The 14,517-nt window shown below is 58.9% G+C and carries 15 protein-coding genes; 8 read left to right on the forward strand and 7 right to left on the reverse strand.

The window, feature by feature from the left end:
• Positions 1-46: 46 nt before the first annotated feature.
• Complete coding sequence (gene trxB / locus AD949_RS06110) at positions 47-1,000, reverse strand: thioredoxin-disulfide reductase (RefSeq protein ID WP_048836521.1); 954 nt, start codon at positions 998-1,000, stop codon at positions 47-49.
• 180 nt (positions 1,001-1,180) lie between these two features.
• On the opposite strand from trxB, the gene AD949_RS06115 reads away from it, so the two are divergent.
• The 4 genes from AD949_RS06115 (at position 1,181) to gshB (ending at position 5,380) form a co-directional block, all read left to right on the forward strand.
• Positions 1,181-1,666 carry an Lrp/AsnC family transcriptional regulator gene (locus tag AD949_RS06115; RefSeq protein WP_082064825.1) on the forward strand — a complete coding sequence of 162 codons (486 nt, stop codon included), beginning with the start codon at positions 1,181-1,183 and terminating at the stop codon, positions 1,664-1,666.
• Positions 1,663-2,784, forward strand: coding sequence for a glycosyltransferase (locus tag AD949_RS06120; protein WP_048836519.1), 1,122 nt, complete (start codon positions 1,663-1,665; stop codon positions 2,782-2,784). Before AD949_RS06115 ends, AD949_RS06120 begins: the two co-directional genes overlap by 4 nt.
• A gap of 8 nt (positions 2,785-2,792) precedes the next feature.
• A complete protein-coding gene (locus AD949_RS06125) occupies positions 2,793-4,265 on the forward strand; it encodes a glycosyltransferase family 39 protein (protein WP_048836518.1) in 1,473 nt (490 codons plus the stop codon).
• A 113-nt stretch (positions 4,266-4,378) separates the two neighbouring features.
• Entirely contained in the window at positions 4,379-5,380 is a 1,002-nt protein-coding gene (gene gshB / locus AD949_RS06130) for a glutathione synthase (RefSeq protein WP_048836517.1), read from the forward strand.
• Position 5,381: 1 nt separating this feature from the next.
• On the opposite strand, the gene AD949_RS06135 is transcribed toward gshB, so the two are convergent.
• The gene (locus AD949_RS06135; RefSeq protein ID WP_048836516.1) at positions 5,382-5,594 is read right to left on the reverse strand and encodes a hypothetical protein; all 213 of its coding nucleotides are present in this window, start codon (positions 5,592-5,594) and stop codon (positions 5,382-5,384) included.
• Positions 5,595-5,746: 152 nt separating this feature from the next.
• Here AD949_RS06135 and AD949_RS06140 point away from each other — a divergent pair, with 152 nt between their 5' ends.
• From AD949_RS06140 to AD949_RS14225, 4 genes are all read left to right on the forward strand, one after another.
• Positions 5,747-6,436 (forward strand): class I SAM-dependent methyltransferase, encoded by a 690-nt coding sequence (locus AD949_RS06140; RefSeq protein WP_048836515.1) that lies wholly within the window; start codon positions 5,747-5,749, stop codon positions 6,434-6,436.
• Between the two features lie 207 nt (positions 6,437-6,643).
• Positions 6,644-7,903, forward strand: coding sequence for a cbb3-type cytochrome c oxidase subunit I (locus AD949_RS06145; protein ID WP_048836514.1), 1,260 nt, complete (start codon positions 6,644-6,646; stop codon positions 7,901-7,903).
• Entirely contained in the window at positions 7,900-8,859 is a 960-nt protein-coding gene (locus tag AD949_RS06150) for a heme o synthase (protein ID WP_048836513.1), read from the forward strand. Before AD949_RS06145 ends, AD949_RS06150 begins: the two co-directional genes overlap by 4 nt.
• Entirely contained in the window at positions 8,859-8,996 is a 138-nt protein-coding gene (locus AD949_RS14225) for a hypothetical protein (RefSeq protein ID WP_167334775.1), read from the forward strand. The genes AD949_RS06150 and AD949_RS14225 overlap by 1 nt, the downstream gene beginning before the upstream one ends.
• A 111-nt stretch (positions 8,997-9,107) precedes the next feature.
• Here AD949_RS14225 and AD949_RS06155 read toward each other — a convergent pair whose 3' ends face one another.
• From AD949_RS06155 to thrC, 5 genes are all read right to left on the reverse strand, one after another.
• Positions 9,108-9,302, reverse strand: coding sequence for a hypothetical protein (locus tag AD949_RS06155; RefSeq protein ID WP_048836512.1), 195 nt, complete (start codon positions 9,300-9,302; stop codon positions 9,108-9,110).
• 86 nt (positions 9,303-9,388) lie between these two features.
• Complete coding sequence (locus AD949_RS06160) at positions 9,389-10,375, reverse strand: Tim44 domain-containing protein (RefSeq protein ID WP_048836511.1); 987 nt, start codon at positions 10,373-10,375, stop codon at positions 9,389-9,391.
• Positions 10,376-10,399: 24 nt separating this feature from the next.
• Positions 10,400-11,740: a TldD/PmbA family protein gene (locus AD949_RS06165; protein ID WP_048836510.1), complete on the reverse strand. Its 1,341-nt coding sequence runs from the start codon at positions 11,738-11,740 to the stop codon at positions 10,400-10,402.
• On the reverse strand, positions 11,737-13,002 hold the full coding sequence (locus AD949_RS06170; RefSeq protein ID WP_048836509.1) for a M16 family metallopeptidase: 1,266 nt from the start codon (positions 13,000-13,002) through the stop codon (positions 11,737-11,739). The genes AD949_RS06165 and AD949_RS06170 overlap by 4 nt, the downstream gene beginning before the upstream one ends.
• A gap of 75 nt (positions 13,003-13,077) precedes the next feature.
• A complete protein-coding gene (thrC, locus tag AD949_RS06175; protein WP_048836508.1) occupies positions 13,078-14,475 on the reverse strand; it encodes a threonine synthase in 1,398 nt (465 codons plus the stop codon).
• Positions 14,476-14,517: the final 42 nt, after the last annotated feature.

Below are 14,517 nucleotides of genomic sequence, written 5' to 3' on the forward strand. Positions count from 1 at the left end.
TTTCATTACGTGCAGTAATTGGCGGGACTGGTCAAGGGATGAGCTGTTATTCGGCGCTCAGTTCGGCCAGATATCGTTCCGCATCCAGAGCGGCCATGCAGCCGGTGCCAGCAGCGGTTACGGCCTGACGGTAAATTTTGTCCTGCACATCGCCCGCAGCGAAAACACCGGGAACGGAGGTGCGGGTGGTGCCGGGCGTGGTCTCAATATAACCTTCCGCATCCAGCGCGACCTGCCCGTTGAAAAGGCCTGTCGTGGGGCTGTGCCCGATAGCGATAAAAATGCCGTCAGCCGGAATGTCCTGCATGACACCGTCCTGCGTATTGCGCACACGAATGGCGCTGACAGTCGGCGGCGTGCCGGTGGCCAGAATATCCTCCACCGTCGTATTCCACAAAATGGAGGTCTTCGGGTTTTTGAAAAAACGGTCCTGCAAGATTTTCTCGGCCCGCAGGGTGTCTCGGCGGTGGATAAGAGTCACATGCGCTGCGTGGTGGGTGAGGTACAAAGCCTCTTCCACAGCCGTATTGCCGCCGCCCACCACAACCACGTTCTTGCCGCGATAAAAGAAACCATCACACGTGGCACAGGCGGAAACGCCAGCACCCTGCAAGGTTTTCTCCGCAGGCAGGCCGAGCCATTTGGCCTGAGCGCCAGTGGCGATAATCACGGATTTTGCAAGATACTCTGTGCCGGAATCGCCTGTCAGACGAAACGGGGAGCCGGATTTGAAATCCACGGTGGTGATGATGTCATACTCAATCCGCGTGCCAACATTTCTGGCTTGGGCTTCCATCTGTTCCATCAGCCACGGGCCTTGCACAGCGTCTGCAAAGCCGGGGTAGTTTTCCACGTCAGTGGTGATGGTCAACTGGCCACCCGGCTGAAGCCCTGCCACCAGAACGGGCGCAAGGTTTGCGCGCGCGGCGTAAATGGCAGCGGTATAGCCAGCCGGGCCTGCGCCAATAACAAGCAGATCGGTGAGGATGGTTTCTGTCATGGGGCAGACCTTTGCGTGCTGGAAGTCAGGATGCGCTAGACGCACTTTGCATATGTTGCGATATGGCGGGTGTATGCGGCGAGAGCAAGAGCGGAAGCCGTTTGCGGCGCGTGCGCGTGCGTGGCATATACGCCCCATACTCTTTGGAAAAAGGCTACGGCGAGAAATGGATCAGGCAAGGTGACGGAACTAGACGCTGTTGACCTTCGTATTGTGGCGGAACTTCAGGAAGACGGGCGCATGACCAACGTCGAGCTGGCCCGCCGCGTTGGAATTTCTGCCCCACCCTGCCTGCGGCGTGTGCGGCGGCTGGAAGAGCTGGGTGTGATCCATGGCTATCATGCGGAGCCGGACGCGAGTGCCTTGGGCTGGCCCATCACTTTTTTTGCGTTGATTGGCCTTGATAGCCAGAAGGAAGCTGTCCTGTCCGCCTTTGAGGCAGAGATGGCCCGCTGGCCGGAAGTCCGCGAGTGCCACATGATTCGGGGCGGTGGTGATTTTCTGGCGCGCCTGATTGCGCGTGATGCCGCGCATGAAAACGCGCTGACCCGTCGGCTGACTGAAGGCCCGCACGTGATTCGCGTGCAGACCCTGCAAACCATCCGCACCAGTCTGGATCGCACGGGTGTTCCGATTTTTCCGGGTAGCGAGGGCGGCATAGCGTGAGCGAGGCGGCGGCAGAAGCGGCCGCAGACGGGCAGGCTGGTCCTGAGATCAGCGTGATTGTGCCGTGTTACAATGAGGTCGGGAATGTTGGCCCGCTTGTCGCCGCACTGGAGCGCGCGCTGGCAGGGAGGCGGTGGGAAGTCATTTTTGTGGATGATAACTCACCGGATGGCACAACCGAGGCCGTGCGTGCGCTTGCCCGCGAAAATGCCCGCGTGCGTGGCCTCTGTCGTGTTGGCCGCAGGGGGCTTTCTTCCGCTGTTATTGAGGGCGCGCTTTCTTCCTCCGCTCAAATTGTTGCCGTCATGGACGGGGACATGCAGCATGATGAAAGCCGCCTTGGCGCACTGGTTGATGCCGTGCGGAGCGGCGTGTGTGATGTTGCCGTGGGCAGCCGCCATGTGGAGGGCGGGGATAATTCCGGTCTCGCCAATGCTTGGCGGCATGCCTTGTCAGATGGCGGTATCAAACTCGCGCAGATGCTTCTGCCCGTAAAGCTGGGCGACCCGATGAGCGGTTTTTTCGCGCTAAGGCAGGAGACATTCGCCCGCATTGCGCCGCATCTGTCAGGCACGGGTTTTAAAATTCTGGTCGATCTGCTGCTGTCTTCCCCACACCCTTTGCGTGTGCAGGAAATTGCCTGCGGTTTCCGTGCGCGGCTGGCGGGTGAAAGCAAGCTTGATGCGCTGGTTATGCTGCAATTTGTCGCCCTGCTGCTGGATAAGCTCTGCCGTGGTTGGCTGCCTTTGCGGTTTGTGGCGTTTGCGCTCGTCGGTCTTGTCGGGATTGGCGTTAATCTGCTGGTCATGCAGTGTGCTCGTGCGCTGGGGTTCGATTTTCCTGTGGCGCAGGGCATTGGTACGGTTGTGGCCATGATTATCAATTTCCAACTGGATAATAACCTCACCTATCGGGATAGACGCCTGCGTGGTGTGCGCTGCGTATGGGGCCTGCTGCTGTTCATGCTGGTCTGCTCCGTCGGGGCGCTGGCCAATGTGGGTGTGGCGGATATGGTTTATCACCAGAGCCGGGAGTTTAATGAGGCCAGCGTGGCCGGAGCTGTCGTGGCGGTCGTCTGGAATTATGCCATGTCCTCCACCATTGTCTGGCGGCGGTGATACACCGCATGGTGCGTGGGCGTGCTCTGTGGGCTTGGTCCGCTGCTCTGGCGGGTCTGACGCTTGTGCGCCTCTTGATGGCCGCATGGGTGCCGCTCACGCCGGATGAAGCCTATTATCGTATCTGGGCCTTAGCGCCTGCTACTGGCTATTTGGATCACCCGCCTCTGGTGGCGGTTTGGATCTATGCTGGCATGGCCGTGTTTGGTGATACGGCTCTGGGCGTGCGCGCGATGGGGCCGGTTTCCGCTCTGGCTGGCACGGTTCTGCTGGCTCTTACGGCACGGGACTGGCTACGGAGCCGCGCACAGACTGCACAGATCAGCACGTCTCTGACGCCTGATGCGGGTATGGTTCGCACCGGGCTGCTGCTGAATGGAACCGTGGCGCTGGGTGTCGGCACGCTGATTATGACACCCGACACGCCGCTTCTACTCTTCATGGCGTTGCTGGTCTGGAGCCTCGGGCGAGTCTGTCTGCGCGGGCAGGGAGCAGCATGGCTTCTGGTTGGAGCCGCTGTTGGGCTGGGTTTTGAAAGCAAATATACGGCTGTGCTGCCCGTTGGCGGGATGCTGGTCTGGCTTTTTCTAACGCGCGCAGGCCGGGGCTGGCTGAAAACGCCGTGGCCGTGGATGGGCGGGGGTGTCGCGTTACTCTGCGCAGGGCCTGTCATCTGGTGGAATGCCACACATGGCTGGGTGAGCTTTCTCAAGCAGGGGGGGCGCACGGGTGACTGGCATCCGGCGAAGATGGTTACCTATTTTGGTGAATTGCTCGGCGGGCAAATCGGGCTGGCCTCTCCGGGTGTCTTCGTATTTTTCGTCGGTGGCGTCTGGCTGCTGTGGCGACAGAAAGATGCGTTTTCCCGGCTTTTACTTCTGATGATTTTGCTGCCTGCGGTCGTGTTCATCCAACATGCGTTTGGAGCCCGTGTGCAGGCCAATTGGCCGGTTGTGCTATATCCGGCTCTTGCCTTGGCGGCGGTTCTGCCTGTCTGGAGCGGTGCGCTGGCTTCCAGCCTGCTGGGTATGGCGCTGGTTGGGGTGATTGTGGTGCAGGCCGCGTTCTCACCCGTAACACTTTCCCCGCATTTTGATATGACTTTACGGCAGATGGGCGGCTGGCAGGCATTTGCACAGACCGTTGTGGCGCGCACGCCTGAATCGTCTTTGCTGATTGCGGACGAATATGGTCTGGCCGCCGAGCTTTCCTTCTATAGCCCTCGTGGCCGGAAGGTCATGGCGGTCGAGCCGCGTTGGCTGTTGTTTAATCTCCCGCACGCGCGGTGTGGTGAAGGCTACTTGATTCGTAGCCATAGGCGGCATGATCAGCCCGATACGACTCACTTTATAGTGCTGGGTGAGGAGCTACCGCTCGTGCGTGCGCGGCACGGTGCGGTAGCTGATACATATTCGGTTTTTCATGTGCGGATGCGGTGTGATGCCGCAGGACAGGGGCTAGATGCTGTCCTGCTGCCCTGAAACCGGGCGGAAAAGGTGTGTTCTGTGCTGATAGCGGATGTGTTCGTTTGGACAGGCGCACGGAACAGGATTACGGTGCTAAAAGAGAAATGAAATTAGGAAAGCGGGGGCGTATGTCATCTCCACTGAATGTGGCCGTCCAGATGGACCCTCTGGAGCACATCAATATTGATGGTGATTCCACATTCGCCATGATGCTGGAAGCGCAGGCCCGTGGGCATGCGCTGTTTGTGTATGAAGTCGGCTCCATGGCGCTGGGTGAGGGCGTGACCGAACCCGGTGGCGTTGCCAGAGCGCAGGTGAGTGCTGCGGTACGCCCGGTGACGGTCCAGCGGGAAAAGGGGCGTCATGCCAGCTTTGGTCCTGTAACCCGGCGTTCTCTGGGCGAAATGGACGTGGTGCTGATGCGTCAGGACCCGCCATTTGATATGGCTTATATTACGGCAACCCATCTGCTGGACCATGTGCATGGCATTGGTCCGGGCAAGGCGCTGGTGGTGAATGATCCGCGCTGGGTGCGGGATTCCCCGGAAAAACTGCTGGTGACCCATTTCCCCGGCTTGATGCCGCCGACACTGGTGACATGGGACGTCGGGGAAATTCGCGCGTTCCGTCGGAAATGGCGTGACATTATTGTTAAGCCGCTCTTCGGCAATGGCGGCAGCGGCATCTTCCGCATTCGTGAGGATGACCAGAATCTGAACGCGCTGCTGGAGATGCATTTTGCCCGCTCCCGCGAGCCATTGATGATCCAGCGTTATGAACCCGCTGTCAAAGCCGGGGATAAACGGATTATTCTGGTGGACGGCAAGCCGGTAGGGGCCATTAACCGCGTACCATCCGGTGAAGACCATCGCTCGAATATGCATGTCGGAGGGGTTGCCCGCAAAGTCGGGCTGACAGCGCGTGATGAGGACATCTGTGCCGCTATTGGGCCGTTCCTGAAAGAGCACGGCCTGATTTTTGTCGGGATTGATGTGATCGGGGATTACCTCACGGAAATCAACGTGACATCCCCGACGGGTCTTCAAGAGTTGGAGCGCTTCGACGGCCTTAATGCGGCAGGGCTGATCTGGGACTGTATTGAAGGGAAACTGGCAGGAAAACTGTCCTGACTTACTGAACCTTGTCAGTCGGAGGTGATGCGGGTGCAGCGGTCGGAGCGTGATCGCCCTGATGGGCTACGTCTGCGTCGTCTTCAGGGACTGGAAGAACGGTGTCTTTGCCAAAGCGGTTGTCAAACCAGTGCATCAGAGGCGTGCGGAAATAATAAACCACGATTGATGACCAGATGATGAGCGCAATGATGGCAATAACCAGATTCAGCATGACAGTTTTCTTTTCAACCCGTTCTTTCAAGGCGGAAGGTAAGGGCACAATGGGGCCGAAGACAAGGGCGCTTTTATGGCGGCCATTATTTAATACAGGGAAGATACGTTGTGGCACTTGAAGAAATGACGGCGAGCAGGCAGAGAGAGAGCATGAGTGACGTTCTCCATGAATGCCCGCCCGGTCAGGGTGAGGATCCGGTGCCTCCTCCTTCACGCTCGGCGCTGGATGCAGAGGCTGTCAAACTTGCCTACCGTCGGTGGGCTGGCGTCTATGATACCGTTTTTGGCGGTATTTCTGGCGTTGGTCGCAAGCGCGCGGTGGAAGCTGTCAACGCGCTGCCCGGTACCAAAGTGCTGGAAGTCGGCGTGGGAACAGGGCTTGCTTTGCCCTGCTACACTCAGAGCAAGAAAATTACCGGCATTGATCTCTCGGGTGACATGCTGGCCCGTGCGCGGGAACGTGTGCAGAAAGAGAATCTGACTAACGTTGAAGCGCTTCTGGAAATGGATGCGGAAGAGACCAGCTTTGCTGATGCGTCTTTCGATATTGCCGTGGCCATGTTTGTCGCCTCTGTCGTGCCGCATCCGCGCAAGCTGCTGCGTGAGCTCAAGCGCGTGGTGCGCCCCGGTGGCCATATTCTTTTTGTAAACCATTTCCTTGCGCCCAACGGCGTGCGGGGTGTTGTGGAACGGGGTATGGCACGGGCGTCCCGCTCTCTGGGCTGGCATCCGGACTTTGCCATGGAATCCCTTCTGCCGCCGGATGATCTTGCCCGCGCCCGTATCCAGCCGGTGCCTCCCTTGGGGCTTTTTACATTGGTGACACTCGACCGGACGTAAAACTACGCCCTATCCGCTTCCGTCGCCCTTTCCGCACAAGGCAGGGCAGACGGCGGCGCGGGACTTAACGGGTCGTCTCTCAGTATAAAAATCGTTATTATACGCTTTTTACAGAGTCCGCAGAGCGTGAGTGCTGTGGGGCTTGTGGCGATACAGGTTACGAGCAATGGCCTTTACCGGGCAAAAAGCCGGAACGGAAAGAAAAGCATGAACAAGCAGGCTGCATCGGGTACGGGTGTGGGGGCAGGGTATCTGCTCATCGCCACGATTGCGGGGCTGCTTGGTGGAGGAGCCTCTGTGCTGCGTCAGGCAGGCATTATGCCAGATGCAGGACTCTGGCCTGTTCTCGAACAGATCCATGCTCCGCTGATGCTTCTTTTTGTTGTTATTCCGGCGTTAGTTTGCGGCTTTGGCAACCTCTGGTTGCCGAGGGCTCTTGGGCGTTCCGGGGGTGTGCTGCCAAGCCTGAACTATGCTGGTCTCGGGATGGTTGCTGTTTCTGGTGGTCTGACCGTCACGACGGGCGCGCAGGCTCCGGCTGTTCTGCTCTGGAGTGTCGGGCTACTCTGCGCCGTGATGGTCCTGCTGGCCACGATTTTTGACAGCCGCGCGGATTATGAAGAGCAAAAGCCGTTTTCTCCGTTTGTTTGGGGAGAAATGCTGGCTTCTGCCGTTCTGCTGGTGACTGTGCCTGTGCTGGCCGCCGTGATGACGCATCAACTGCTCTCCGGTGCCTCAACATCAATCCTTCCGCTTTTGGATGGGCTGACGGAGCCTGTTACCCTTGTCTCTCTGCTGGCCGGGTTTGGACTGGTGTTTGAAGTCGGTGCGCGGGGAAGTCATTTTTCTGAAAAACCGGTTATCGCGATCATGGCGACAACGGCTGCGGCCTCTGTCATCATCTGGACCCGTGGCGTTTTCGCGCATGGACTGGTCGCCACTGTGCAGCAGCCGGGCGTTCTGACCTCTCCTGAAAACGCAGTGCTGTTCGCGTCCACGCTGGCCTCTGTTCTGCTGGCGGGTCTGTGGATGGCCGGCGCATGGCGCAGCCGCCTTTCCCTGCGTGTTCCCATGCTATGGGGCCTTGGTTTTCTGGCTGTTGTCTCCACAGGTTGGGTTGCACAACTGATGCAGGGAGAAGGTCTCCATTCCGCTCTTCAGCTTGCAGCCGTTTATGCTGCCTTCTGCGGCCTTTACCTGTGGCGCGGAGAAAATGGCGGATATTGGTATCCGCGCGCCCCGGTTATTTTGCAGTTTGTGCTGATGGCGACCGCAACTGGGCTGTCCTTCTCTCCGCTTTCCGCCACAACGCAAATCTGGAGTGGGAGCCTGCTGGGCGTGTCTCTCTTCTGCTTTCTGCTGACTATGGGACTGAGTTTCCTGCAGAACCGGAAAGAAGAAGAGGTTAGTTCTGTGACAACACAACCCGTCATGGTGTCTGTTTCTAAGGGAACGGTGCAGTCATGAGCGAGACCGTAGCCAGCGCTGCTCAGGCAGAGCGTATCCGTTTTAAGGCGGACCGGGTCGGCACGACAGCGAAAGACTGGGTTCTGCTGCTCAAACCGCGCGTGATTTCACTGGTGGTGTTCACGGGTGCTGCCGGGATGATTATGGCGCCGGGGCACCTGAACCCGTTTGTGGCAGCTGTTTCCATTCTCTGTATCTGTCTGGCGTCAGGCGCTGCCGGGGCTATCAATATGTGGTATGACCGCGATATTGACGCGGTGATGCAGCGCACCATTACCCGGCCTATTCCCGGTGGCCGTATTCCGCCACAGGAAGCGTTGGCTTATGGCGTTGGGTTGTCCTGCCTTTCGGTCTGCCTGATGTGGATGGCAACCAATGCGCTGGCCGCCGGTATTCTGGCCTTCTCGATTTTCTTCTATTCCGTCATTTATACCATGTGGCTCAAGCGCTCGACGCCGCAGAATATTGTGATTGGTGGAGCCGCCGGGGCTTTTCCACCCATGATTGGCTGGGCTGCGGCAACCGGCCATATGGCCGTGCTGCCCGTGGTGATGTTCGGGATTGTTTTCTTCTGGACCCCGCCGCACTTCTGGTCACTCTCCCTTTATGCCTGCAAGGATTATGGCCGCGCTGGAATCCCCATGCTGCCGGTTGTCAAAGGGGCGCGGCATACGCGGTGGAATATCTTTGTTTATACGCTGGTGCTGTTGGCGGTCTCGCTGATTCCGTCTTTCCTGCGTCTGAGCGGCTGGCTTTATACCGGCACGGCTTTGGTGCTGGGGCTGGGTTTTGTCGCGTGTGCCGTGCGGGTGCTGCGTGAACCGCAGGATGCAACAGGCATGAGCTTGAATGGTGACAAGGCGGCCCGTCTCTCATTCCGCTTTTCTCTGGCCTATCTGTTCCTGCTGTTCTGCGGGCTTCTGGCTGACCATATGCTGATGGGGTGGATGATCTGATGACACATCTGAGCGCGCTCAACCCGCAGGAAGTTGCGGAGAAAAAGCGCCGCCAAAAAGACCGGCTGCGTGCCATGGTGGCCTTTATGGTGCTCATTGCCGGTGTAATGTACGGCCTGACACTGACGCATTTCTAATTTTATCGCGCTGGCAAGAGTAGGCGCGAGCTTCTTATAAAATACGTGAATGTAGTAGGACGTGCCTTTCCGCTGGCTCTTTTAGCGAGATGGGGGGGACGACCGTGCTATTCAGGCTTCTTCCTGCCGCGTCGTGCGGGCTGAGTGCAGCAGGCTGTCCATCTGTATGGAAACGCCCTTTTCCTTAAGCTTGAGAATATCCGCTTCCAGATCAGCCATTTTGCGCTTGCTCCAGAAATGCAGAAACAGGCCAAAGACTGAGGCAGAGACGCCAAGTGTCACAACGGCGATTTCCAGAAACAACATGGCGTCTATCCTTGCGGAAAAGGCTTAAAAAAAGCCTGCATGCCGGTTGCAGACATGCAGGCTGACAAAAACGAGAGCGGTTGCTGTTACGCGCCGCGCCCTTGCTGAATGGCGGAGAGCAGCCAGCGCCCACCGCGGGAGGGTCGGGTAAAGGTCCAGAGTTCCGTTACCGTTATCGGAGCGGTCGAACTGCCTTCAATCACCTGACCGGTCGCGTTGGTCGTCAGGTCAATCAGGCTGTAGCGCATGGCAACAGTTGCATAATCCATGCCCGCTTCCTGCCAAGCTTCCGCCAAATCACCCTGAATGAAGTGAACGTCAGACACCACATTGCGGGCTCCCTGACTAGCCAGAGCGGCAAGCTGCTGGTTGAAGTAGGAAACCATTTCCGGCGTCGCCATCTGCTGGAGAGCCGGAATGTTCTGCTGGTTCCATGCTGTCTGGACATCCAGCAGCGTTTGCTGGAAGGCCTGATAGTCACCACTGGTAATGGTCAGCGCAGCACCGCTGCTTGCGGGGAAGCCAGCAGGGGGAGTTGTGGGGGCCGGGCCGGATGCACCGGGATTAAGCGCAAAGCCAGACCCACCGGAGCGGGAACTGCTATTGCCGGAAAAACGGCGGACGAGCCACATCACGACCATGACAATCAGCCCGATCTGGATCAGCAGGCCGATAAAGCTGAACAGCCCGTGTACACCGCCCATAAAGCCGTGCCCGCTCAGTAAGCCAAACAGGCCAGCGCCCAGCATCCCCCCGGCAAAGCCAGACAAGAAGGGATGGCGAGCCACTGCGCCCCCCATCATGCCCCGGTTATAGGGCGCGCCATAAGTATTCTGGCCAGTAGACCCATTATAGCCCGGCGCGGCACCGCGCGGCGTGATGGAGCGGTCCATGGGGGACGCACCATAAGGCGTGGTGCTGGTGGAGGGAGGTGCGCTCCACGTCCGGCTGCCACGGCTGCCCATGGAGCCTCCCTGACCGGGGCGGGCATCGGCATGCTGTACCAACGGGCCACCAAGCATGCTGATGGTCAGAAAAGCGGTCAAAACGGGCGTAAGAAAACGCTTTTTCACGGTGTCTGGTCTCTCCGGACGATGTTAGGCCCCGGCAAGGCTCAGGGCATCTACCCTTAATGTGGGGGCGTCACTGCCAAAACGGAACTGCAAATCGTCCGCTAATGTCATAGAGACGAAAATTTCCAGTAGATTTCCGGCTAGCGTGAACTCTTCCGCCGCTTCTGCAATCTCGCCATTGCGGATCATAAAGCCGGACGCGCCCCGGCTGTAATCCCCCGTCAGGCCGTTGATGGATGAGCCCATCATCTCCGTGATGAACACGCCTTCCTTAATATCAGCCATGAGGGCCGCTGGTGTCACGCTGCCCGGCTGGAAGGCCAGATTGGTGGGGGAAGGGGCTGGCTGGCTGGAGGCGCCACGTGCTGCCCGGCCATTGCTTGTCAGACCAAGCTGGCGGGCGCTGCGTGTGTCCAGAATCCAGCTTTGCAGAACGCCGTTTTCAACGAGTGCCAGCGGCGTGCCCTGCATAGCCTCTCCATCAAACGGACGGGAGCGCAGGCCGCGCTGGCGGGTCGGGTCATCCGTAATGGTAATGTCCCGTGCGAAAATCTGCTGGCCCAATTTGTCCTTCAGAAACGACGTGCCCCGCGCAATGGCGGAGCCGCTGATGGCCCCCACTAGATGCCCCAGAAAGCTGTTGGCCACACGGGGATGAAATACAACCGGATATTTGCCGGTGCGTGGACGGGTAGGGTTCAGGCGCGCGACGGCCTTGCGGCCTGCGCTCAGGCCCAGTGTGGCGGCATCGTCCAGATCATCCAGATGGACTGTGCCGTGGTAGTCATAATCGCGCTGCATACCGCCTTCCTTGCCTGCCAGAACACAGACAGAGGTGGAATGGCGTGTGCGGGCATAGGACCCGGCAAAGCCCTGCGAGGTGACAAGCATAACCTCAGTGCGACCAAAAGAGGCGCTGCTGCCCGCGCTGTTGGTGACACCCTCAACCGCCAGAGCGGCCTCTTCCCCCGTGCGGGCGCGGGCAAGGAGGGCGTTGGCGTCCGGTTCCGCCGTATCGGTCAGATCCAGCGCATTGTGCGTGAGCGTGCCGGTCAGGCCATGCTGCGCGAGGCCCGCATATTTATCATCTGGCAGCATCCGGGCCATGGCCAGAGCCTGCTCGATCAGCCCGTCAAACCGGGCCGGGTCCAGCGTGGTGGTGGAGACAATGGCGGTTTTCTGGCCTGCAAACACGCGCAGGCCGAGGTCTGTGGTTTCAGAGCGTTCCAGCTCTTCTGTCACACCGTTACGAACCCCCGCGCCCAGTGCGGTGCTGGAGACAAAAACCGCATCTGCGGCATCCGCTCCGGCTGCGCGCGCGCGGCGGACAAGATCAGAGATCTTTTCGAGGGTTTGTTCACTCATGCCGCGAGGTTCTCCGTAATCGTGTCCAGAGGCAGGACGTGTTTGACTGGCCCCAGTGCCGCCAGCGTTGGCTTCTGGGTGAAAATGCGGGCCGCAACACGGCGGATATCATCCGTCGTGACGGCTTCAACACGCGCCACGGTTTCCGCAACCGGAATCAGACGGCCAAAAAGCTGGAGTTGGCGGGCAATTTGCTCACACCGGCTGCCGGTGCTTTCCAGAGACATCAGCAGGGAAGCCTTGAGCTGTGCGCGGGCGCGGGCCAGCTCTTCCTCTCCCACGTTTTTCTGAACTTTTTTGAGTTCTTCCAGCGTGACAGGCACCAGTTCCGCACATTCTTTTTCACCCGTGCCCGCATAAATGCCGAACACGCCGCCATCAAGGAACGGGGCGTTAAAGGAATAGACGGAATAAACCAGACCACGCTTTTCCCGGATTTCCTGAAACAGGCGAGAGGACATGCCGCCGCCGAGCAGCAGGGAGAGCATGAGAGCCGCATAATAATCCGGGTCATTATACCCCACGGAGGGGAAGCCCAGAACCACATGCGCCTGATCCAGATCCTTCTCCTGCCGGAACTCACCACCGCCATACAGGGACGGTGTGCTGGGGATCAGCGCTGTTGTGCCGAGGTCCGCAAAATGGCGTTCTACCTGCCGCACAACGTCCGCGTGATGCAGGTTGCCCGCGGCTGCCACGACCATGTTGCCGGTGGTGTAATGCGCGCTCATGTAGCGCATCAGCGTGTCACGGCTCATGGTGCGGATCAGGTCTTCCGTGCCCAGTGTGGGGCGGCCCATGGGTTGGTTGGGGTAGGCGGTGGCCTGAAAATGGTCGAACACCACGTCATCCGGCGTATCGTTAGCCTGCCCGATTTCCTGAAGGATCACGCCACGTTCACGCTCGATTTCCGTGGGGTCAAACGTGGAGTGGGTCAGAATATCGCCAATGATATCAATGCCGAGATCCAGATTTTCCTTCAGCAGCTTGACGTAATAGGCGGTCTGTTCCCGTGCGGTATAGGCATTGATATGCCCGCCCACATTTTCAATTTCCTCGGCAATCTGGAGGGCGGAGCGGCGCTCCGTGCCTTTGAACGCCATATGTTCGAGGAAGTGGGACACACCGTTTTCTTCAGCCGTTTCATCCCGTGTGCCGGTGGCGACATAGGCGCCGAAGGAAACGGTTTCAACGCGCTCCATACGTTCTGTCACAACAATCAGGCCCGAAGGCAGGCGGGTCATCTGGATTGGATCAGTCATTCTTATCCTGAAAAGAAAGGCCGCAAGCGCGGCCTGAAGAGAAGGGCCAGAAGAGTAAGGAAGATTAAAAGAGGTTCAGGCGTTAGCGAGTACAGCCGCGCGCACGGCGTCCTTTACGGCTTCTGCCGTGGCGGGAACGGTGCGATAGCGCTCTTCACGCGAATACAGGTCTGCCAGATGCACGGGCAGGGCTGGGCGGATGCCGGTTGCAGCCACCATAGCGTCCGGGAATTTTGCCGGATGCGCCGTTGCCATGGCGACCATCGGCACACCGGCTTCCCGGAAGCGGCGGCCCGCGGCAATACCAATGGCGCTGTGCGGGTCCGCCAGATAGTTGGAGCGGTCATGCAGATGTTTGATTTCTGCTTCCGTCGCCGCATCATCCAGCGCCAGACCGGAGAACAGAGTGCGGGCGGTCTCCCACGCTTCTGCTGGAACATCCATGTGTCCGGTAGTGCGGAAGTTCGTCATGATGCGCGCGCAGGCTTCGGCGTCACGCCCCAGCAGTTCAAACAGCAGGCGCTCGAAGTTGGAGGAGACCTGAATATCCATGGAAGGGGAGAGGCTGGGCATGACGGACTTCATCGTCATGTCATTCGCATTCAGGAAGCGGGTCAGAATGTCATTGCGGTTGGAGCCGACGCACAGATGGCGGATCGGCAGGCCCATTTTCCGCGCCGCCCATGCGGCAAGGATATTGCCGAAATTGCCGGTGGGCACCGCAAAAGAGACTTCCTGTTCCGGTGCGCCAAAGTTGAGGGCCGCATAGACATAATAAGGGATTTGCGCGGCAATTCTGGCCCAGTTGATGGAATTGACGGCGGAGAGGTGCATATCCTTACGGAAGGGCATATCCGCAAACAGGGCTTTTACTAAGTCCTGACAGTCATCAAACGTGCCTTCAATGGCCAGATTGGTCACGTTGGGGTCCAGCACCGTGGTCATCTGGCGGCGCTGCACTTCGGACGTGCGGTCCTTGGGGTGCAGGATCACGACAGAGATGCGGTCACGCCCACGGCAGGCTTCAATAGCGGCGGACCCGGTATCACCCGAGGTTGCGCCCACAATGGTCACATGCTCATTGCGCTCGGTCAGCACATGCTCAAACAACTGGCCAAGCAACTGCATGGCCATATCTTTGAAGGCCAGTGTTGGGCCGTGGAACAATTCCTGCACAAACAGGCCATTTTCCACCTGTGTCAGCGGCACAATGGCTGGATGGTCAAACCCGGCATAGGCTTTCTCGCACAGGGCGCGCAGGGTGCCGGGGTCAATATCTTCCCCCACAAACGGCCGCATGATCCGCGCCGCGAGTTCCGGATACGGCAACCCCCGCATGGCTTGCCACTCGGAGAGTGAAAAGCTGGGCCATGTTTCCGGCAGATACAGGCCGCCATCTTCGGCAAGGCCAGTCAGCAGGACATCAGAGAACGAGAGAGCGGGAGCCTTCCCCCGGGTCGAGATATAGCGCATGGCCAGACTTATACCCTGAATGGGGAGCGGCGCGAAGTGGCC

Origin of the sequence: Acetobacter orleanensis (assembly GCF_001581005.1) — a bacterium.
Taxonomy (GTDB): Bacteria; Pseudomonadota; Alphaproteobacteria; order Acetobacterales; family Acetobacteraceae; genus Acetobacter; species Acetobacter orleanensis.